The following is a 21,308-nucleotide window of genomic DNA, read 5'->3' as shown; positions in this document are numbered from 1 at the left end:
GTACGTTATTTGTTTTGAGGTTTAAACCAGTCTAAAGAAGTTGAATAGTCTTTTTTTCTTTGTGGACTTGTCGTTTGTATTTTGGTTTTTATTTTAGTAAACTCCTCTTTGTATTCCTCAATAAACCAAAGCCTAAACGGTTCGGGTTTTTGGTGGATAAATTTATCTTGAAACAAACATCTGTAATAATAACTTAAATCTTCATAACGTCCTGTAGTATTCTTTGGTTTTATGTATTCGTTTAAGATATGTTCGAACAGTACAAAGCCATTATTCGAAAATATTTTGGCGTGTTTTTCTTTAATAATTATTGTGTTTCTATTAACTGCTGAGGTGTCGGACAAATTGAGCGGTTCGGGTTCGGGTTGTTCTAAAAAGTTTGCAAACAAATCTTTAATATCTAATAATCTATTTGAAATATTGAAATACTTAAGGCTTGTTAATCTTGAATACAAAGGCTCTTTTATGTTAAAATCAGTTTCATTTGATTTTAACAAAGAGTCATTAACTTTTAAAATATACATTAAATTTCCACTCCCAAATCCTTTTCCTTTGCTATACTCATATCTAAACTCATTTTTCATTTTTGGAACAGCTTCATATTTTGTTCCATAACTAAAAAAACTTTCAATTAATTTTAAAAGATTAATTATTTCATTTTTAGCAAATTGGTTTAACTCGTTTTCAATTAAATAATTTCTTAAAGTTTCAATATCAAAAATTGGCTCGTTGGATAATATTAAAAAAGTTACCTTTTCTTTAAGTTCAATTGCAAAAATTAACCTCATCCGAAAATATTTAACTTCATCAATTGTTTTGAGTATAATGTTTCTATTCATTTTATTTACCTGTGTTTCTTATTGCTTTCATTTCGGGTGTTTTATCTTTGGCACTATTATGCAATATCTAACCGTTTTTTACCACGTTGTTAATGACGTGGTAAATTTGCGGTATTCTTCTAACATTGTATAAAACCTATGTTAGTTTTTTGTTTTAATTCTAACATAGATAAAAATCTGTGTTAGAATTTTGCCGTTTTTCTAACATAGGTTGGGTTTGATGTTAAGATATTTCAGTTTTTCTAACATTGCTATTAATTAAACAATCTATTAAAGAATTATTCATATAGTAATTACTGTTTTTAACCTTTACTTTCTCTAACAGTCCAATCGATGCAATTTTATCCAAATAAATTGATGCTGTTTGCCTTGCAATACCTAACTCTTTTTCTAAAAACTCAATTTTTGTGTAAGGGTTTTTAAATAAAATATTCAAAAGGTCTTGACTGTAAATTTTCGGTAATTCTAATCTTAATTTGTCTTTGTAATCTTGCATCAAAACATTAATATTGGTAATCAAATCAATAGATTGCATTGCTGTAACCTCAACACTTTTAAGGAAATACAAAATCAAATGTTCCCAATCGTTTTTAGTTCTAACGTCTTGCAAAACTTGGTAGTATTCGGCTTTGTTTTGGGTAATGTAACGACTTAAATACAAAATAGGAATATCTAACAATCCTTGTAAAACCAAATACAAAATATTGATAATTCTACCAGTACGCCCGTTACCGTCATAAAAGGGGTGTATGCTCTCAAATTGATAATGAATAATTGCCATTTTTATAAGAGGGTCTAAATCTGAAAACTCGTTATCATTTATAAACTTTTCGAGGTTGCTCATTAAGTCCAAAACTTCGGTTGCGCTCTGTGGCGGTGTGTAAACGGTTTGTCCTTGCGAGTTAACTAACTTTGTCCCGCCCTGCGTTCTAAATCCTGCATTGTTTTCTAATAATTCCTTTTGAATGGTTAGAATGTGTTTGTTTAATAAAAGGTGTTCCTTTCGGACAATTTCAAAACCCAACTTTAAACCCTGTGCATAATTATAGACTTCTTTTGTCGCTGGGTTCGTATGAATTAAGATGTTTTCTTTGTATAAGTCATCGTGAGTCGTTACAATATTTTCTATCTCACTACTGTCTTTTGCCTCCTGCAACGTCAATGTATTAATCAAAATACTTTCGTTCGGGATTGTCTTTGATGTTCCTTTGAGTTCTGCTAAATAACGGTGCGACTGTGCGAGTTGTTTTAGTATTGCAATGGTTTCAATTCCTTGTGGTGGCGGTAATGGTGGTAATACAAAAGTTTCGTTAGTCATTTGTTCCGTTTTTAATTACTTTTAGTTGAGGTTGTTTGTCTTTGTGTAGGTCGTTGTAAAACTTCATAAATAAATCGGCGTTACTGTCTTTGTCTTCTCGTTGGTTTATGTAGGTTAAAAATAAACTTTCTTTAGAGTGTCCAGTTATTCCGATTAATACGGCGGTGGGTATTTTTTTATAATAGTTGGTAGCAAAGGAACGCCTAAAACAATGTGAGGCGATTAATTCGTGCTTTGGGTACATTCCTAGTTCTTTGCGGTTGGTTTCGGTGTTTAGTTTTGTACCCTTAACAATCTCGTTAATTCCTGCTAATTTGCAAACGACTTTCACGTAATCGTTTAGTTTTTGGTGTGGCACTTCTTTTGGTAAATGGTTTTCGATTATGTCGATAACGTGCGGGGCAATAATCCCGATTGTTACGCTTTTATTTGTTTTCTGTTGGATTATGTCAATGTAAATAGTTGTCCCCTTATATCGAATATTCTCGTTTGTGATTTTTAATAAATCCCCGCCACGTTGTCCAATCTCACAACCTATCAAAACCCAGTTTCGAGCGTTGTTTAAAGTTTCGGGGGTTATCGAAATACCTTTTGTTAGTTCGGGGTTTGATGTTTTAAATTCTTTGAGTTGTTCCGCATTGGACAAATCCACATTTTTAATTTGTTCCAGTTCCCCAAACGACAAAGTTTGTATGTATCTATCCGTTTCACTTTCTCGAAAGTGTTGGATTGTTTTTGAATACGGTGTTACTGGTATTTCGTGTTTCTCTGCATCAATGCAAACCGTTTTCAAAATCTCTAATTGTTTGCCCGCATAGTTGGTGGAATATTTTTTATCGTTAACGAGCCAATTTGTAAACTTGTCAACAAATGGCTTTGTAACTTCAATAAATTGAATTTGCTTTTTGATTTTGGTTTGATATTCAAAAAATATGTTTCTGAAAAGAGTATAGTTTTTTATTGTACTAGAACTTAATCCAATTTTAAAACCCCCATTAGTTTTTACTTTGCGAGTGTTTGCATTATCGATTATGTACTGAATATGACTAACCAACAAACCCGTATCGTTTTTTACTACACGTTTGAAACATTCGTTAATTTTTGCATCTAGCCAAAAAGTATCAATTACAACACTTTCGCCCATATCTGTATTAATACTTTCAAAAAGGAATGATTCCAGTTTTTTGAGGTTGTTAAATATTACTTTGTTTTCGGGGTTGTTTTGCTTTGGGCGGTCGGTCGTTTCGCTCCAGTCTTTCGGGTTTATAGTAAAACCCGTGCTTACTTCAATCATATTACCACGCCCAAGTGAGGTGTAAACTTTTATTGAAACATTTTTGTTTGCGTTACTTCGCAATCTGAAATTAATTGATGCCATATTTTAATATTGAACGTTGAACAATACAAATATAATCAATGTTTGGCAAGTTTCTAAAAGTTGCCAAACATTTGCCAAACATTTACACTATCATATTACATTTTATTCAATTTCATTCTATTATTATGCCATTGTCTAAACGACTGTTAAGTATTGAATTTGTTAAGGTTTTGGCTTATTTTCGTACTGTTTTCGGGAGGTGTTGAAAACTGCCAAATTGAGTGCTTTGGCGTGTAGGTTCGAGTCCTATTATCCGCACAAAAAAAGCTTCTCAAATGAGAAGCTTTTTTTATATTTCAAATTCTATTTCTCTTCAATCCTCGCATCAATCTCTTTCTCTTAATGCTAATGGCATTACTCCAGATTCTAATACTTTTTCGTGGAATTTTTTAATGTCAAATTTTGTACCCATTTTAGTTTCTGCTTTTTACGATGCCAATTGTAAATTCCAGTGATAAAGACGTGGTAACTTTAAATAAAAGAATGGTTGTTTTTTTCATTGGTTAAGTGTGTTTATAGATTAAATTAATTTATTCTTTTTTTTTAATTTTTACTATACTAATAATTAATACGTTAAAGAAAGAACTTCTATTTTTCATAAAATTTAGTTAATGCTGTAAAGAGGCTTTTGTATTACGTCCATTTCATTTATGTTTACTACTTTAATTAATTAAACTACAATGAGAAAAAAGTCCTTTTTTATTTTATTAGTTATCGGAAATATGCTAACTGTTGAAGCCCAAGAAAAGAAAGAAGAAACGGTAAATAATCCGTTTTTTCAACCGTATAATACGCCATTTAATGTTCCTCCTTTTGATTTGATCAAAAACGAACATTTTAAACCTGCTATTTTAGAGGGTATCAAAATGCATGACGCAGAGATTAATGCAATTGCAAATGCTACTGCCGCTCCAAGTTTCGATAATACAATTCTCGCTATGGAAAAAGCGGGTACATTATTGTCAAATGTAAATGTGGTTTTCTCCAATTTAAATTCGGCAAATACCAATAAAGAACTCCAGAATATCGCTAAAGAGGTAGCGCCAAGTTTATCTGCACACCGAGATAATATTTATCTAAACGCGAAATTGTTTGCACGAGTAAAAGCACTTTGGGACAAGAAGGAAAGTTTAGGTTTGAATTTAGAGCAAGCAAAGATTTTAGATAATTCTTATAGAAATTTCGTACGAAGTGCAGCAAACCTTTCCGAGACTGATAAGGGAATGTTGCGAAAAATAAACGGAGAGCTTTCATTATTGAGTCTGAAATTTGGTCAAAATTTATTAGCTGAAACTAATAAATACGAATTGGTTATCAAGGATAAGAAGGATTTAGCCGGATTGCCGCAAGGATTAATAGATGCTGCAGCAGCAGATGCTAAAGCCAAAGGAAAAGAAGGTAAATGGGTATTTACACTTTCTAATTCGAGTGTAATGCCATTTTTACAATATAGCGCGAATAGAAAGTTACGTGAGGAAATTTGGAATGCTTATCAATCGAGAGCGAATCATGATGACGAATCTGATAATAAAGAAAACGTGGTGCAATTAGCTAATCTGCGAGGTCAAAGAGCACGATTGTTAGGTTTTAAATCACATTCTAATTATGTTTTAGAAGAGTCGATGGCTAAGACACCTGAAAATGTAAACAAGCTTTTGAATGATTTGTGGAAGCCAGCTTTGGAGATTGCGAAGCAAGAAGCGGTCGACATTAAGAATATGATGGCAAAGGACGGCATAAAAGGAGCGGTACAGCCTTATGACTGGAGGTATTACACAGAGAAAATAAGAAAGGAACGTTTTGACTTAGATGAGGAAGAGCTAAAGCCTTTCTTTAGTTTGGAGAATGTTAGAAACGGTGTTTTTCAAGTAACACAAAAGTTATATGGAGTTACATTTACGGAATTAAATAATGTTCCAAAATATCATGAAGACGCTTCTGTTTGGGAAGTTAAAGAGGCTGACGGAAGTCACATTGGTATTATTTACATGGATTTTCATCCACGTGATTCAAAACGTGGTGGAGCTTGGATGACATCTTACAGAACTCAAGAAACGGTTGACGGAAAAAGACTAGCTCCCGTGGTTTCAATTGTATGTAATTTTACTAAGCCGTCAGCTACAGCCCCTGCTTTGTTGACTTTTGATGAGGTAACTACGTTTTTCCATGAATTTGGTCATGCATTACACGGATTATTGTCAAATGTAACTTATAAGAGTCTTGCAGGAACTAGTGTTCCAAGAGATTTCGTTGAATTGCCATCTCAAATTATGGAAAATTGGGCAGCAGAGCCAGACGTTTTAAAAATGTATGCAAAACAATATAAAACAGGAGAGGTTATACCAGAAAGCTTAATCAATAAATTGAAAAAAGCGGGAACGTTTGATCAAGGTTTTACAACTACAGAATATTTAGCTGCTTCTTTATTAGACTTAGAATATCATTCACAAACTAAAGATATAACTATGGATGCGAATGCTTTTGAGAAAGCTGCAATGAAAAAGATTGGTTTGGTAGATGCTATTATTCCTAGATATCGTAGTACCTATTTTAATCATGTTTTCGCAGGAGGTTATTCTTCGGGTTATTATAGTTATATCTGGTCAGGAGTTTTAGATACAGATGCTTTTGAAGTGTTTAAAACAACTACTCTTTTCAATCCTGAAAAAGCAAAATCATTCCGTGAAAATGTTTTGGAAAAAGGAGGGACGGAAGATCCTATGGTTTTATACAAACGTTTTAGAGGGGCTGAGCCAAGTATTGAGCCTTTATTAAGAAAGCGTGGATTAGATAAAAAACAGGAAGCTTTGAAAAAAGTGAAAGGATAAATAAAAGGTATTTTAAAACAAAGAACCCTACAGCAAATTATAATGTTGTAGGGTTTCTTATTTATGTCTAAAGAATTATCTATCCGTGGTAAACTCTCGAAGCTACTATAACATCATTTCTGATATCTAATACTTCAGCGACAAGCAAATCTTCTTCGCCAATAACTGTTCTTGTATATTCCATAAAAACGCGGTCTCCATTTGCGGTAAGTGATTTTACTTTATAATTTAAACTTGGTAAACGCTCGAATGCATCGAGCCACCATTTTCTTAATTCTTGTTTTCCGCTCACAAAACCATTTGTTTCTGGTTTACTTATTTTCAGCTTTGGACTAAAATGAACGGCATCATCATCGTATAATGATAGTAATTTTTCTAATTCTTTGTTATTAAAAGTGTCTAACCATTTAAATGCGATCGACTGTAATTTTTCTGGTGTCATATATTATAGGGTTGCGTTTTAACGAAAAATCCCATTCCGCATAACGGTTGGGATTTTTGTTTATTGTTATTTAAAGTTCGAATTACACGTTCTTCAAATTGATTATCTCTTGATCAGTAAGTAATCTCCAATTTCCTCTCGGTAAATTTTTCTTTGTTAATCCTGCAAAAGATACGCGGTCAATTCTTAAAACATCATAACTGAAGTGCTCAAAAATGCTACGAACCACTTTCACGTTAGAAGAGCGCAATTTTAAACCAATTTCACTTTTCGCTTCACCTTCAATATAGCTCACATCTTCAACAAAAACGCGGTGTCCGTCAAGAGTTAAACCTTTGTTTATCTTTTCTAAATCTTCAAATTTCAAATTTTTATCTAATGAAACTTGGTATATTTTAGATGATTTCTGACTTGGTAAAGTGAACTTACGAATCATATCCGTATCATTTGTAAATAGTAACAAACCGGTTGTATTCTTGTCCATTCTTCCTATAGCACCAATTTTTGCCGTAGTAGAACCTTTAACTAATTCTAAAACATTACGATATTCCTGACCTTCGTCCATTGCAGTCGTAAAGTTTTTAGGCTTATTCAATAAGATATAAACTTTTTTCTCTGGTGTTAGTGTAGCTCCGTCAAAGTTTACAACATCACCTGGTTTTACCATATATCCCATTTCAGTAACAGGAACTCCGTTTACTTTTACCGTCCCAGATGTAATGTAGATATCTGCATCACGACGCGAACAAGCGCCTGAATTAGCTATGTATTTGTTCAAACGAATTTCGTCTTTAACTTTTGGTCTCTTTGCCGCTTGATTTGGCTTTTTCTCTACTTTATCAGTAACAACTTCTGCAACCTTAGTATTTGGTTTAACCTTTTTTGGCCCTTGTGCCCGTTTTTGCATCGCAGGTTTTGGCTTGTTAGAACTTGGTCTTGAACTATTTGCTCTTGGACCACTTCCTTTATTATTGCCTTGCTTATTATTCATAGTATTCCTTAATTTCCGCAAAGGTAGTATTTATATAATTGATAATCAATAGGTGAGGATTATAAATAGGTAACTATCTCGCTAATAAGTTAATTAAATGAATGAGATTCTTTTTTTTGTAGCTGTTTCCCGCTTTCTACTGTATCTTTTTCTGCTCTAAAAATTTCGCAGGAAAAAGGATGCCGTTGCAATCGGGGCTATGGCGTATTGTACTTTATTTTACGTTTAGCTGTCTAGATTTTCATCACAAAACTAGAGTTTAATAAATTTTTTTAAAACTGTAAGAGCAATCTTTTTCCATGCCACAACACTGATGGGTCGATCAATACAATGCAAAAGACACCTGCTACAATCAAAAATTTAAGCACATTATGTAGTAATAGGAATTGTGCTTTGCTGTTTGCTTTCCATAAATAGAGTAAGAAGAAAATCAATATTATAAAACAACAATAAAAGTAAATGTCCATAAATCCAACATCTGAAATTTCGATTAAATAATAAACTGGGAAAATGGTTAAAACAGTCAATATAGTAACAATTTGCTTCGAAATTCTTTGGCCATAAACAATTGGAATCGTTTTGTAATCATTGGCTAAATCACCTTTTAGGTTTTCTAAATCTTTGATCATTTCTCTAATGAGTAACAGTAGGAATAAAAAAGTGGCGTGACCAAATATTACTACAAGCTGTATTTTGTAATTCTCTATATCCTCAAATGGAATTCGAGTGTAAAAATAAAGTAGAATGGCAAAAAATGGCAGGACCGCTAGTATAGCGGCCATCAAGTTTCCTATAAATGGGTATTTTTTTATTTTATGAGAATAAAACCAAATGAAAAATATATAGCCAGAAAAGAATAAGAATACACGCCAAGAAACAAACATTGCCATCAGCGCTACAATAAAGTTAAGTGTAAAATATACGCTTAACTTCGTTTTCTGACTCACTAAACGGTCTAACATGGACTTATTAGGACGATTGATTAAGTCTTTCCTGCTGTCGTAAAAATTATTAATGATATAGCCCGAAGCGATAGTAAGTGACGAAGCAAAAACGAGTATAAACAGGTTGAAATCTAATAGAATATCTAGTGCTCTTTTTTCTGGTGCAAGAATAAAAATAGCTGATAAATATTGCGCCAGAATAATTATAGGAATATTGTAGCCTCTAACAACAGAGAACAAACTTGCAATTTTCATTATTAGAAGTCTATTCTTTCTGTTCATTGAAAAATGGGGTTAGCCGGCAAGGCACAAGGATTCTAAGTCTTTTATAATTAAATAAATACTTACTATTTGAGGATAGGCTTATAGGTATATCTGCGTTTGGCAGAATAACAAAGAAAATATTAGAACTGGTAAACCACTTCTAATTTATAATCATTTAAGGATTGTCTCGCTTTTTCTAAATCTTCAGTGAAGCCCAAAATGTAGCCGCCACCGCCAGATCCACACAATTTTAAATAGTAATCATTACTATCAATTCCTTTTTGCCAAATACCATGAAATTGCTCTGGAATCATTGGTTTGAAGTTGTTCAACACCACTTTAGATAATTTTTTAGTGTTCATGAACAAAGATTTCATGTCGCCTCCTAAAAAGTTTTCAACGCAAGCATCGGTATGTTTTACAAATTGGTTTTTCAACATCGCACGGAAACCTTTATCTTTTAAGTTTTCCATAAAAATGTTTACCATTGGAGCAGTTTCGCCTACAATTCCTGAATCAATCAAGAAAACAGCACCTTTTCCGTCAAAACTTTGCGTTGGAATTCCAGTAGCTTCAATGTTATCTTTAGAATTGATCAAGATAGGAATGCTCAAATAACTATTCAAAGGGTCTAATCCTGAACTTTTACCATGGAAAAAGCTCTCCATTTGCGAAAATATAGTTTTAAGCTGTAGTAATTTTTCACGAGTTAAGTTTTCAAGAACCGTTATTTTGTTTTGAGCGTATTTATCATATATAGCAGCTACTAAAGCGCCGCTACTTCCTACGCCGTATCCTTGCGGAATACTAGAATCGAAGTACATTCCAGTTTCAACATCCTCTTGTAAACTAATCAAATCAAAATTGACTAAATCAGGTTGTTCTTTTTGAAGATTTTGCAAATAGACCACAAAACGCTTCAAATGTCCATTAGATTTAATCGCTTCCTCAGATGGATTTTCCTCTTTTTTTAGTGCACCGTTGTAAAAATTATACGGAATTGACAATCCTTTTGAGTCACGGATAATTCCGTATTCTCCAAAGAGTAGTATTTTAGAATAAAATAGAGGTCCTTTCATATAGGGTATGTAATTAGCAACTTAAAAGTTGTTGCTTTGATTTTATATATTGTCAAAATCGACTGCATCAGCCTGATTTTCTTTATGTATTTCGATGTTTATTACTTCTTGTTGCTCAGGAGTTAAATGATCCCAAACTCCTTTTTTGTTTGACTCAAAAATGTTTTTTACAGCATCAATTACAGATTTGTCATTAGTTTCTAATAACATTTTTATCAATTCTAATTTCTCTGATTGAATGTCCATAATCTAACTATTAGGAAATAAAGATATTAAAAAGTTTTTAATTTTCAACCGCTCCAGTTCCAATTTCGTCACAAATGTACTGACCATTTTGACAATAGCCAACTAATTCGCTCTGAATAAATTGTAATACTATTTCTTTGTTTTTATTTGGATACAAAACATGCACGTTTGCACCAGCATCTAGTGTAAAGCATACCGGTATTTTAGTAGCATTTCTAAATTTCCAAATAGCGTTGATAATTTCCAAAGTATTTGGTTTCATCAATATAAAATATGGCATTGAAGTCATCATCATCGAATGCAAAGTCAACGCTTCACTTTCTACAATTTTGATAAATTCCTCTAAATCCCCATTTTCGAAAATTGTAATTAGTTTATCTAAATTTTCATGTGCTTGTGCAAAACGCCTTTCCGCATAAGGATGGTTGTGCATTAAATCATGACCTACGGTGCTTGAGACTTGTTTCTCGCCTTTATCAACTAACAAAATCGTATCTTGAAAATTCTTGAAAACATCATGTATAATGTTTGGAAATTCAACACCAAATAATTCAGAACTTCCAGAAATGTTATTATGATTTCCCCAAACAACTACTTCGCCTTTTATACTGCGACAAGCACTTCCTGAACCTAATCGCGCTAGCATAGATGCTTTTTGATAAAAATAGTTCTCCGTCATATTTGGATTCAACTCTTTTTCTAGACGCATTAAGTTCATTGCTAAAGCTGCCATTCCAGATGCCGAAGATGCTATTCCTGAACTATGTGGAAAAGTATTCTCGGTATCAATCGTAAAATGATAATCCTTCAAAAAGGGCAAATAAATTTCAATTCGCTCTAAAAATTTTTGGATTTTGGGCTTGAAATCTTCCTTTGGTTTTCCTTCAAATAATAAGTCAAACGAAAATTTTTCTCCTGTCTCATTGAGCACAGTCGAAATTTCTTTTTTGGCAAAAGCCAATTTGGTGATTGTTTTGCAATTATTTAACGTAAAACTTACGGAAGGATTCGCAGGAATCTGGTTGTCCTTTTTGCCCCAATATTTCACTAATGCAATATTGCTAGGAGCGGTCCACTGAAAATTACCTTGTTCTATAGTTTTTGAATAGTTGGTTGGAATAAAATCCTTTGCTGTAAACATGAATGATAAATTTGGTGCAAAGATACTTTATTTTTTACCGCTGATTTGAAGATTTTTTTTTAAACCATTATTGAGAGAATTTAACTTGTTAAGTACAGTATTGATACTCATGATTATTAAAACATTTAGGCTGATTAGAACCGGTTTTTAATTTTTGATATTCGAATGTGTAATAAACGTGAGCGTGTTTGCTAGAAATGTAGAAAAGTTTTTCACTAAATTTGTAAAACACAAACCTCAAAAAAATGAATAAGATTACCCGAATAGTATTACTAGTAATTATTTGCCTTGCTGTGGGCTATTTCTCTGGTGCGGTTACTCGTGAAGCCATTACAGATTGGTATCCAACTTTGATAAAACCAACTTTTAATCCACCTAATTCGATATTTTTCCCGGTGTGGACTGCCCTTTATATTATGATGGGAATTGCTGCAGGACTGGTTTGGAACAAAATAGAAGTTCAAAAAGAAGCTGTAAAAAAAGCACTGATTTTCTTTGCTATTCAATTAGGATTGAATGCTTTGTGGTCATACTTATTCTTTGGATTGCATAATCCTATGTTAGCCGGTTTAGAAATTGTTGTTTTGTGGTTAATGATTTATGAAACCTATATTCAGTTTTCTAAAATAAACAAAATTGCAGGATACTTGCTTGTACCGTACATTGCTTGGGTAAGTTTCGCAGCGATTTTGAATGCTAGTATTTGGTGGTTGAATAAAGTTTAGTGCTCCGTTTAAGTTTTTGCAAAGTAAATAGTTTTCACATATAGTTATTAATACTTCCTAAACTCAATAATTTTATTTGATAGAAAATCCATCATCGATAAAACATTTGTATTTTTTAAAACCTTTTTAGATTGAGGATCAGCATCACAAAACTGAAGAAATAGTTCAATTTCCTCTGGCTTTAACTGTAATGTTTCTATATAAAAATTTGAATCACAAATGTTTTTTGCCACTTGTTTAAAATCAATTTCTGGCGCAATTTCGGCAGGTTTTTCTTTAACTAATTGCTTAAATATCGTTTTTCCAATTCGAGCTAAATTAAGTCCTTTATCAATAGTAAGGTCATCTATTCTTGTGTTTTTCAGCCTTTTTTCATCTCTTTCAGCACTAATTTCGTCTCTTTTTGTTTGTTCCCATTTAGTGTCTAATTTCCAAGCAATTTTAGGCGCTTTTGTAATTATAACTTCATCTAACTCCTCAGATTTTTTAGTCAATTGGACCGAAATGTTCCCTTTGGATAAATGACTTTCAGTCAATTGTATTTCCTTTAAAAAGTGATCTTTTTTGTAAAAAATTAAAGTATCTCCAACTTTTGAATTTATTGTAAATTGGCCTAGAGCGTCACTAGTTGTGCTTTTTTTATCTTTTTTGTTTATGACATCCACATTTTGAAGTACAAAATTTTCAGAAGTTATTTTTCCACTAATTGATTTCTCGGTTTGCGAAAAGCCAAAATGAAGGGTTAGAAAAAATAGTGCAAAGAGTAGTTTTACTTTCATATACCTATTAATAGTTGAAAGTAAATGTATTTATGTCATCTAAACGAAAATTTAATAAATACTTAAATTCTAGTTAATTAAATTAACGAAGATTAGTTATTTGAAAATTATTAGCCACAATAAAACCGCTCGTCCATGCATTTTGGAAATTAAATCCGCCAGTAATCGCATCAATATTTACGATTTCGCCCGCAAAATAAAGGTGCTCATGCAACTTACTTTCCATTGTTTTAAAATTGATTTCTTTTAAATCTATTCCGCCTGCAGTGACAAATTCTTCTTTAAAAGTGCTTTTTCCGTTGACTTGAAAGGTTCCATTTATTAATTGATTTACTAAGCTTTGCAGTTGAATTTTTGATAAATCAGCCCATTTAGTTTCCACTTCAATTCCTGATGCCAAGACTAGGCTTTCCCATAATCTATTGGTTAATTCAAAAGGGGATTTCTTTGAAACTGATTTTTTAGCATGCTCTTGTTTTAATTCTTTTAGTTTGTTCTCTACTTCATCTTTCTCTGCGTCATTAAGCCAATTGACGAAAATGGTAAACTGATAATTTTTGTCATGCAAAACTCTTGCTCCCCAGGCAGAGAGTTTTAAAATGGCTGGTCCGCTCATTCCCCAATGTGTAATTAGTAATGGTCCAGTTGAGGTTAGTTTCGTGTCTTTTACTTTTACCGTAACCTGAGCAGCAACTCCTGGTAATTCTTTTATTCGAGAATCTTTGATATTAAAGGTGAATAGGGAAGGAACTGGACTTACTATCGCATGACCAAATTTTTGAAGCATTTCCCATACTTTAGGATTGCTTCCTGTAGCTAAAATTAATTTTTCAGTCACATAATTTTCATTTTGAGTTTCTATTTTCCAATGTGTGTCTTTTTTGAAAATAGATTGTACGCTTTGACCTGTTAAAACGGCAATACCTAGTTTGTTAGTTGCTTCAAGAAAACAATCGATAATTGTTTGCGATGAATTAGAAACGGGAAACATACGTCCGTCTGCTTCGATTTTTAATTCTACTCCATGTTTTTCAAACCATTCGATGGTGTCTCCGGAACAAAACTGATGAAATGGTCCTCGTAATTCTTTTTCACCTCTTGGATAAAATTTTACTAATTCATTTGGTTCGAAACAAGCATTAGTTACATTGCATCTTCCGCCGCCAGAAATTCTAACTTTTTGTAGCACTTCGCTGCCACGTTCTAGAATGGCCACTTTCAATTTTGGATTTTTCTCTACAATATTTATTGCTGTAAAAAAACCTGCTGCGCCACCGCCAACTAGTATTATATCAAAATTTGAATTCATATTCTATTTGGGAAATCAGTGATAATTCCGTTTACTTTATAACTTTTTATTTTTTCTACGTCTTCTCTTTCATTAACTGTCCATGGGAAAACTTGCAGTCCTTTTGATTGTATCTTGGAAACATTTTCTTCACTTAGCATATGAAAGTGAGGATGAATTGATTTTGCCTGAATAAATTTGGCGAAAGCCAAAGCTAGGTCTAAATCCGTTTCTGTTAGAACACCAATTTGAATTCTCTCATTCAAAAACCGAACTTGTTGCAGTGCATTCCAGTCAAAACTAGAAATTAAAAACTGTTCGTACTTCCAGTTTTTTTCCGAAACATAATCCTCAATTAATTCGACTACTTTTTCTGCAGTTTCATAACTTTTCAATTCAATATTAATAAAGCAGTTTTTGTTTACGAGGTCAAAAACTTCTGAAAGCAATGGAATTTCATGGTGGTTATTGATTCGACACTTTTTCAATTGGCGCAAAGATAAGCTATTCACTAGGCCGATTCCGTTGGTCGTTCTGTCGATTGTTTCGTCATGGATTACTATTAATTCTCCATCAGCACTCAAATGTACGTCAAGTTCTATCCCATCTACTTGCATGTCTAATGCTTTTTGGAAAGAAATTAAAGTGTTTTCAGGTTCGTGACCTTTTGCACCGCGATGTCCTATTTTGAGCATTGCTTATTTTTTTTGTAAAGATAGAAATAAAAAAAACGCCTTCATTTCTAAAGGCGTTTCTGAATTGTATTTTTTTAAACTAGTTTAGTTTTCTGTTTTAGTTCTTTTTAAGTTCCAGTAAAACAATGTCAAATGTTGTATCGATAGTTATTGCACCATTTTTAACCACTGCTTGCTTACCAGAATAGGCATCTTGCAACGCAGTTCCATCTTCGAAAATGGTTCCAACAGCAATTTCTTTTACTCCAGAAGATAAATCTAATCCGACTATTATCTTGTCGTCGTAATTATCTTTTGAAAAAGTTCTCGAGAAAGTATAAGGAATTGAAGCAATCTGCTGGTGTACTCCTGCGCCAATTGCTGGATGATTTCTTCTAAACTGTCCTAATTTTTGCCAATGCAGTACCGTCGCTTGAGTTTCGGGATTTGATTTGATTTGGTCCCAATTCATAAATGAACGTAATGTAGCATCGCCCTCTGTTCCGTTAATTATTAATGATCTTGCACTTTCATCACCATAATAAACTTGTGACATTCCTGGAGAAAGTAATAATTTAGTTGCTGTTTCTTTACTTCTTGCGCGCTTGGCATCAAATGGACTTCCGTCATCATGAGAAGACAGATAGTTTAATACGCTGTACCCCTTGAATTCATTGTTTAATTTTTGAGAATATTTTGCGAATATGAATTGATAATCCTTCTGTGCGTCGTATTTGAATTCAAAATTAATCATACTATTAAAACCATTTTTGAAATAGTTTATTTTTTTGTCTCCAAAATCGAATTCTTGTCCACCACCTATTCCGTAATTATATACTTCAGCTATGGTAAAAAATGGATTATTGTCCAGTACTTCAGTAGGATTATTTTTCTTCCAGGTCGCAAATGCATAATCGCATTGTTTTTTAAAATCAGTCCATACATTTGCTTCGGTATGTTTGACAGTATCTGCTCGATAACCATCAATTCCATAATCTAAAATATAATCTGTAAGCCACTTTATGATATAATATTTTGGCGCTTTTGGATATCCGGTTCGAGCAAAAAAAGCATCTAGTTCTTTCATTTCTTTGTCGTAACGGCCTTCTTTTTTCCATTTTTCGATAAGGAATGGCGGTAAAGCAACATCTTCATTATTTTCTGTTTTTATATCCGGTAGATTAGTGACAAGTGTGCAAGCTGTAGTGCTTTCGAAAGTCTTATAATCACAATTGGGGCCAGTTCTCACCCAGTCACTGGGCCAAACTGTATCTTCGCTAGTAACAGGTCCAGTATGATTTATGACAGCATCTAATATGATTCTGATTCCATTTGCATGTGCTTTTTTTACTAATTCTGCGAGGTCTTCTTTTGTTCCAAAGTTTGGGTCTAAATTTGTCCAATCTCTAGTCCAATAACCGTGAAAGCCGTAACTCATGCCCGTTCCTTCATCCACGCCATCATGAATTTGCTCTACAATTGGTGTTAGCCAGATTGCATTTATTCCTAATTTGTCAAAATATCCTTCGTCGATTTTCTTAGAAATTCCTTTAATGTCACCACCTTCAAAACCACGAAGTTTTCCCGTTTTTTTAGTCCTGTTATAGTTGACATCATTTGATGTGTCTCCATTGTAAAAACGATCAGTCAAAAGAAAGTATACATTAGCTCCTTCCCAAACAAATGGAGTTTTATCAAATTTTTTAGTTTTATCTGTCATCTTTTTTGAACTGTTACAACTTGTTGAGATTGTCAAGATAAGTAATAAAAGGGCAATTGAATACTTGTTCATTTTTTTTAATATTAATTGATACTTTGATACCGCAATTTTCATGAAAAATTTAGACTATTAAAAGTGGAAGGCAACTAATGATTTTTACAACTATTAGTTGTTCGTATTCCTTTATTTGTTTTCCATTATACTTATCGCGTAACCTCCGCCAGGAGCTGATAGTTGCGATAGTTTTGACTTGTTGGTTACTTTAATTTTTTTGATAGTATATGCTTGAGGGTTTGTTTTATAATTTGCGTCTTTTGCATCAGCATAAACAGTGGCGGTATATTTTTTGTCTTTTTCTAAGAAATCAAAATTAATGGTTGATGTACGGCTGTTATTTCCATTTACATTCCCTAAAAACCAGTTATTTGTGCCTTTCGCTTTACGAGCAACAGTAATATACTCGCCAGGTTCCGCTTCTAAATATTTGCTGTCGTCCCAGTCTATAGCAACATCTTTGATGAATTGAAAAGCGTCTGGAAATTGATTATAATGTTCGATTAAATCAGCTGCCATTTGCAATGGGCTGTACATTGTTACGTAAAGTGCTAACTGATTTGCGATAGTACTGTTTACATGCGATTTGTTATCAGGATTCAATTTGCTTACGTCCATTTCAAAAATACCAGGAGTATAATCCATTGGGCCTCCAATTAATCTTGTAAAAGGTAATACAGTGACGTGATTTGCTTTTGAACCGCCGAAAGCTTGATATTCAGTTCCTCTGGCTGATTCGTTACCTATTAAATTAGGATAAGTTCTTGAAATTCCAGTAGGACGAACTGCCTCGTGAGCATTAACCATGATTTTATACTCAGCTGCTTTTTCCAGCGCATATTGATAATGGTTTATTGCCCATTGATTGTAATGATTTTCGCCGTTAGGTAAAATTGCGCCTACGTAACCACTTTTAACAGCGTTATACCCATTGTCATTCATAAATTGATATGCTTTATCCATGTGGCGTTCGTAATTACGAACAGAGCCAGAGGTTTCATGATGCATAATCATTTTTACTCCTTTTGCTTTTGCGTAAGCATGAATTCCTTTTACGTCGAAATCCGGATATGGTGTGACAAAATCAAATACATAATCCTTTGAATTTCCGAACCAATCTTCCCAGCCTTCATTCCAACCTTCAACTAAAACAGCATCAAAACCGTGCTTAGATGCAAAATCAATATAATCTTTTACATGAGCCGTATTAGCTGCATGCGTTCCGTTTGGTTTTACTTTTTTATAATCCGTAACGCCAAGTTGGATTGAAGACAATTCATTCGTATAAGCCCACGAGCTTTTTCCTGTAATCATTTCCCACCATACGCCAATGTATTTAACAGGTTTTATCCATGATGTATCTTCAATTTTAGAGGGATCATTTAGATTCAAAGTCATTTTTGAAGCTAAAATTTCGCGAGCGTCGTCGCTCACAATTATTGTTCTCCAAGGGGAATTATTAGGAGCTTGCAAGTTGCCTTTGTCTCCGTTTGCATCTGGTGTTAGCCAAGATTCAAAAATCATGTTCTTGTCATCTAAGTTCAAATGCATGCAGGAATAATTAATTAAGGCTGCTTCGTGTAAGTTGATGTATAATCCGTCAGCTGATTTCATCATTAAAGAGGTCTGTACTCCCGTTGTTGAAAATGATTTTTGCGAAACATTTGCGGTATATGCTTTTTCACTTAATTCTCTAATTTCAGATAATTTTGATTGTGTGTAATCGTATTCTTGGGTGTCATAATCGCCAGGGATCCAGAATGCAGTATGATCGCCTGTCATTGCAAATTGCGTTTTCTCTTCCTTGACTATAAAATAAGTTAGGTTTTTCTGCGCTGGGAATTCATAGCGGAAGCCCAAACCGTCAGCAAATAATCGAAAGCGAATTATAATTTTTCTATCGGTTTCTTTTTGATTTAAAGTTACTGCCAACTCATTATAGTGATTGCGTATTTTATTGACTTCACCCCATACTGGTTGCCAGGTTTCGTCAAAAGTTGATGTTTTGCTATCCACCACTACAAAATCATTTAAAAGTGATTTTTTGTCGTTTTTTAATTCTAGACCTAATTTACTAGGTTTTATTACTTCCTTATTTTTATAGGTAAGGCTGTAGGTTGGTGTTCCGTCTTTAAGCAAAGAAAACTCCATAATGAAATTTCCTTCGGGTGATTTTATTTGTTGTGCTATACTCGTAGTACAAATTGCCAACAAAAAAAAGAAAGCGAAAATTAACTTTTTCATAGTTCTTATTTTAGATAAAAATATTGATTGATTATTTATACAAGTTTTTTAGCCAAGACTGATTTTCCATCGACCATGATATGTAAATCATTGTCGCCGCTTGTATAAAAGCTTGTTTCTTTTTGGGTAATGACTACTTTTAGTATCTGATTTCTAAAGTTGATTTTAAAAGAGTATTCTTGCCATTCTTTAGGAATTTTTGGAGAAAAATGAAGTTTATTATCTTTTATTCGCATCCCTCCAAAACCTTCTACAATACTCATCCAAGTTCCAGCCATGGATGTAATATGACACCCTTCTTCCACTTCTTTGTTATAATCATCAAGATCTAATCTAGAAGTTCTTAAGTAGAAGCTGTATGCCATGTCCATTTTATCTAGCAAAGATGCTTGGATCGAATGCACACAAGGAGATAGCGAACTTTCATGCACAGTAAAGGACTCGTAAAATTCAAAATTATTTTTTAATTCTTCTTTAGTGAAATGATCTTCAAAGAAATAAAAACATTGTAATACATCGGCTTGTTTGATATACGGTGAACGCAAAATTCGGTCCCAAGACCATTTTTGATTGATTGGTCTTTGGCTTTTGTCCAAGTCAGCTACCCGAAGAAGTTCTTTATCTAAAAATCCGTCTTGCTGTAAATACACATTATGCTCCTCTGAAAATGGAAAGTACATATTGTCTGAAACTTTCTTCCATGATTGTAATTCGGAATCTGTTATTTTTACTTTTTCGGTAATTCTTTTATGATCTAACGGATATTCAATAGACACTTTTTGAATTTGTTGGTAAGTGTATTCAAGACACCATTTAGCAATATAATTAGTGTAAAAATTATTGTTGACGTTGTTTTCGTACTCGTTAGGACCTGTTACTCCTAGAATTACATATTGTTTTTTGTGAGTAGAAAAATTGGCTCTTTGGTGCCAGAACCGTGCGATGGCTATTAGTACTTCCAATCCTTTTTCAGGAATATAGCTGTAATCACCAGTGTATCTATAAAAGTTAAAGATTGCAAATGCGATGGCCCCATTTCTATGAATTTCTTCAAATGTAATTTCCCATTCATTGTGGCATTCTTCGCCATTCATAGTTACCATTGGATATAAAGCTGCGCCATTAGAAAATCCTAATTTAGTAGCGTTTTCAATTGCTTTATCCAGCTGATTATAGCGGTATGCTAGTAAGTTTCGAGCTACTTCCTGATCTTTTGTGGCCATGTAAAACGGGATACAGTACGCTTCTGTGTCCCAATAGGTCGATCCGCCATATTTCTCGCCTGTAAATCCTTTTGGACCAATATTTAAGCGAGAATCTTTTCCTAAATAGGTTTGGTTCAACTGAAAAATATTGAAACGAATTCCTTGCTGTGCCTTAATATCACCTTCTATTGTAATGTCTGACATTTCCCAGATTTTTGCCCAAGATTCGATTTGGTCTTGTAGTATTTTATTATACCCTAATACTAAAGCGGATTGAATCACTTTTTCAGCAGCTGTAAGCGTGTTATCATGATTCAAGGAAACGGTGTAGCCTCCTATTTTCTGTATTGATGTTTTTTGGCCTTGAGCCACAATTACATCATAACTAAACTGGATTTTATCATTATTGACATCAATATTTGAAGGCGAAATAGCTGTTTTTTCACCATTAGATAAGATGGTGTTATGCATAAAAGTCGTTACTTTAAAATGCGTTTTAAAAGTTTGGGCAGTTACAAAAGCTTCATTTCCAGATTTTTTCACGTCCAGTGGTTCCCAGAATTTTTCTTCCCAATTGGCATCTTCATTGGTCACGCCTGCGTCGATGTAGGGTTTAAAAACGATTTTAGAATCCTTATTTAGAGGAATGATTTCATAATTAATTAATCCAACTTCATCTAGATTAAGAGAGAGAAAACGAGTGGCATGAACTGAAATTTCGGTGCCGTTTTTCAAGATAGCTTCAAAAGATCGCGTGTACAAACCTTCTTTCATGTTTAACACCCGTCTGAAATTTCTAACCGACGAACAAGTATTTAAATCTAGCTTTTCTCCGTTTATTTCAACATCTATCCCAATCCAGTTTGGGGCATTTAATACCTTTGCAAAATATTCAGGATAGCCGTTTTTCCACCAACCCACTTTAGTTTTATCTGGATAATAAATTCCGGCGATGTAACTTCCTTGAAAGGTCTCTCCAGTATAACTTTCTTCAAAGTTAGCGCGTTGTCCCATGGCTCCGTTGCCAATGCTAAATAAGCTTTCAGATGATTTAACACTTTCTCTGTTAAATCCCTCTTCTATGATGCACCAATTGTCTGGTTTTATATAATCTTGATTCATTTGTTTTTCGTTTAAAGTAGCACACGA

The 21,308-nt window shown here is 33.4% G+C and carries 18 protein-coding genes; 3 read left to right on the top strand and 15 right to left on the bottom strand.

Translation table 11 applies throughout. The features are described 5' to 3' along the window. Positions 1-5: 5 nt before the first annotated feature. From LNP27_RS02585 to LNP27_RS02575, 3 genes are all read right to left on the bottom strand, one after another. Positions 6-788: a hypothetical protein gene (locus LNP27_RS02585; RefSeq protein ID WP_229942962.1), complete on the bottom strand. Its 783-nt coding sequence runs from the start codon at positions 786-788 to the stop codon at positions 6-8. Positions 789-1,062: 274 nt separating this feature from the next. Further along, positions 1,063-2,157: a Fic family protein gene (locus LNP27_RS02580; protein WP_229942961.1), complete on the bottom strand. Its 1,095-nt coding sequence runs from the start codon at positions 2,155-2,157 to the stop codon at positions 1,063-1,065. Continuing rightward, the gene (locus LNP27_RS02575; RefSeq protein WP_229942960.1) at positions 2,150-3,535 is read right to left on the bottom strand and encodes a phage integrase SAM-like domain-containing protein; all 1,386 of its coding nucleotides are present in this window, start codon (positions 3,533-3,535) and stop codon (positions 2,150-2,152) included. The genes LNP27_RS02580 and LNP27_RS02575 overlap by 8 nt, the downstream gene beginning before the upstream one ends. Before the next feature lie 275 nt (positions 3,536-3,810). On the opposite strand from LNP27_RS02575, the gene LNP27_RS02570 reads away from it, so the two are divergent. Together LNP27_RS02570 and LNP27_RS02565 are read left to right on the top strand one after the other, a co-directional pair. Next, complete coding sequence (locus LNP27_RS02570) at positions 3,811-3,990, top strand: hypothetical protein (RefSeq protein WP_229942959.1); 180 nt, start codon at positions 3,811-3,813, stop codon at positions 3,988-3,990. Positions 3,991-4,215: 225 nt separating this feature from the next. Beyond that, positions 4,216-6,363 (top strand): M3 family metallopeptidase, encoded by a 2,148-nt coding sequence (locus LNP27_RS02565; protein ID WP_229942958.1) that lies wholly within the window; start codon positions 4,216-4,218, stop codon positions 6,361-6,363. Positions 6,364-6,442: 79 nt separating this feature from the next. Here LNP27_RS02565 and LNP27_RS02560 read toward each other — a convergent pair whose 3' ends face one another. From LNP27_RS02560 to LNP27_RS02535, 6 genes are all read right to left on the bottom strand, one after another. Further along, on the bottom strand, positions 6,443-6,805 hold the full coding sequence (locus tag LNP27_RS02560; RefSeq protein WP_229942957.1) for a nuclear transport factor 2 family protein: 363 nt from the start codon (positions 6,803-6,805) through the stop codon (positions 6,443-6,445). Positions 6,806-6,887: 82 nt separating this feature from the next. After that, positions 6,888-7,796, bottom strand: a complete 909-nt coding sequence (locus LNP27_RS02555) for a pseudouridine synthase (protein WP_229942956.1) — start codon at positions 7,794-7,796, stop codon at positions 6,888-6,890. A gap of 272 nt (positions 7,797-8,068) precedes the next feature. Continuing rightward, entirely contained in the window at positions 8,069-9,022 is a 954-nt protein-coding gene (locus tag LNP27_RS02550) for a geranylgeranylglycerol-phosphate geranylgeranyltransferase (RefSeq protein ID WP_229942955.1), read from the bottom strand. Between the two features lie 122 nt (positions 9,023-9,144). Further along, complete coding sequence (locus tag LNP27_RS02545; RefSeq protein ID WP_229942954.1) at positions 9,145-10,083, bottom strand: mevalonate kinase family protein; 939 nt, start codon at positions 10,081-10,083, stop codon at positions 9,145-9,147. A 42-nt stretch (positions 10,084-10,125) separates the two neighbouring features. Then, positions 10,126-10,329 (bottom strand): hypothetical protein, encoded by a 204-nt coding sequence (locus LNP27_RS02540; protein WP_229942953.1) that lies wholly within the window; start codon positions 10,327-10,329, stop codon positions 10,126-10,128. 37 nt (positions 10,330-10,366) lie between these two features. Then, on the bottom strand, positions 10,367-11,470 hold the full coding sequence (locus LNP27_RS02535; protein WP_229942952.1) for a diphosphomevalonate decarboxylase: 1,104 nt from the start codon (positions 11,468-11,470) through the stop codon (positions 10,367-10,369). 245 nt (positions 11,471-11,715) lie between these two features. On the opposite strand from LNP27_RS02535, the gene LNP27_RS02530 reads away from it, so the two are divergent. Continuing rightward, on the top strand, positions 11,716-12,195 hold the full coding sequence (locus LNP27_RS02530) for a TspO/MBR family protein (RefSeq protein ID WP_229942951.1): 480 nt from the start codon (positions 11,716-11,718) through the stop codon (positions 12,193-12,195). Between the two features lie 47 nt (positions 12,196-12,242). Here the strand turns inward: LNP27_RS02530 and LNP27_RS02525 are convergent, their stop codons facing one another. From LNP27_RS02525 to LNP27_RS02500, 6 genes are all read right to left on the bottom strand, one after another. Beyond that, positions 12,243-12,974: a hypothetical protein gene (locus tag LNP27_RS02525; protein ID WP_229942950.1), complete on the bottom strand. Its 732-nt coding sequence runs from the start codon at positions 12,972-12,974 to the stop codon at positions 12,243-12,245. Positions 12,975-13,056: 82 nt separating this feature from the next. After that, the gene (locus LNP27_RS02520; RefSeq protein WP_229942949.1) at positions 13,057-14,283 is read right to left on the bottom strand and encodes a BaiN/RdsA family NAD(P)/FAD-dependent oxidoreductase; all 1,227 of its coding nucleotides are present in this window, start codon (positions 14,281-14,283) and stop codon (positions 13,057-13,059) included. Continuing rightward, a complete protein-coding gene (locus LNP27_RS02515) occupies positions 14,280-14,957 on the bottom strand; it encodes a glycerophosphodiester phosphodiesterase (RefSeq protein ID WP_229942948.1) in 678 nt (225 codons plus the stop codon). Before LNP27_RS02515 ends, LNP27_RS02520 begins: the two co-directional genes overlap by 4 nt. 97 nt (positions 14,958-15,054) lie before the next feature. Next, positions 15,055-16,728: an alpha-amylase family glycosyl hydrolase gene (locus LNP27_RS02510; protein ID WP_229942947.1), complete on the bottom strand. Its 1,674-nt coding sequence runs from the start codon at positions 16,726-16,728 to the stop codon at positions 15,055-15,057. Positions 16,729-16,839: 111 nt separating this feature from the next. Further along, entirely contained in the window at positions 16,840-18,954 is a 2,115-nt protein-coding gene (locus LNP27_RS02505) for a glycoside hydrolase family 97 protein (RefSeq protein ID WP_229942946.1), read from the bottom strand. Between the two features lie 35 nt (positions 18,955-18,989). Next, positions 18,990-21,281 carry a glycoside hydrolase family 65 protein gene (locus LNP27_RS02500; RefSeq protein ID WP_229942945.1) on the bottom strand — a complete coding sequence of 764 codons (2,292 nt, stop codon included), beginning with the start codon at positions 21,279-21,281 and terminating at the stop codon, positions 18,990-18,992. Between the last annotated feature and the right edge of the window lie 27 nt (positions 21,282-21,308).

Source organism: Flavobacterium galactosidilyticum, assembly GCF_020911945.1.
Lineage (GTDB): Bacteria > Bacteroidota > Bacteroidia > Flavobacteriales > Flavobacteriaceae > Flavobacterium > Flavobacterium galactosidilyticum.
This window is presented reverse-complemented; position numbering and strand designations above follow the sequence as displayed.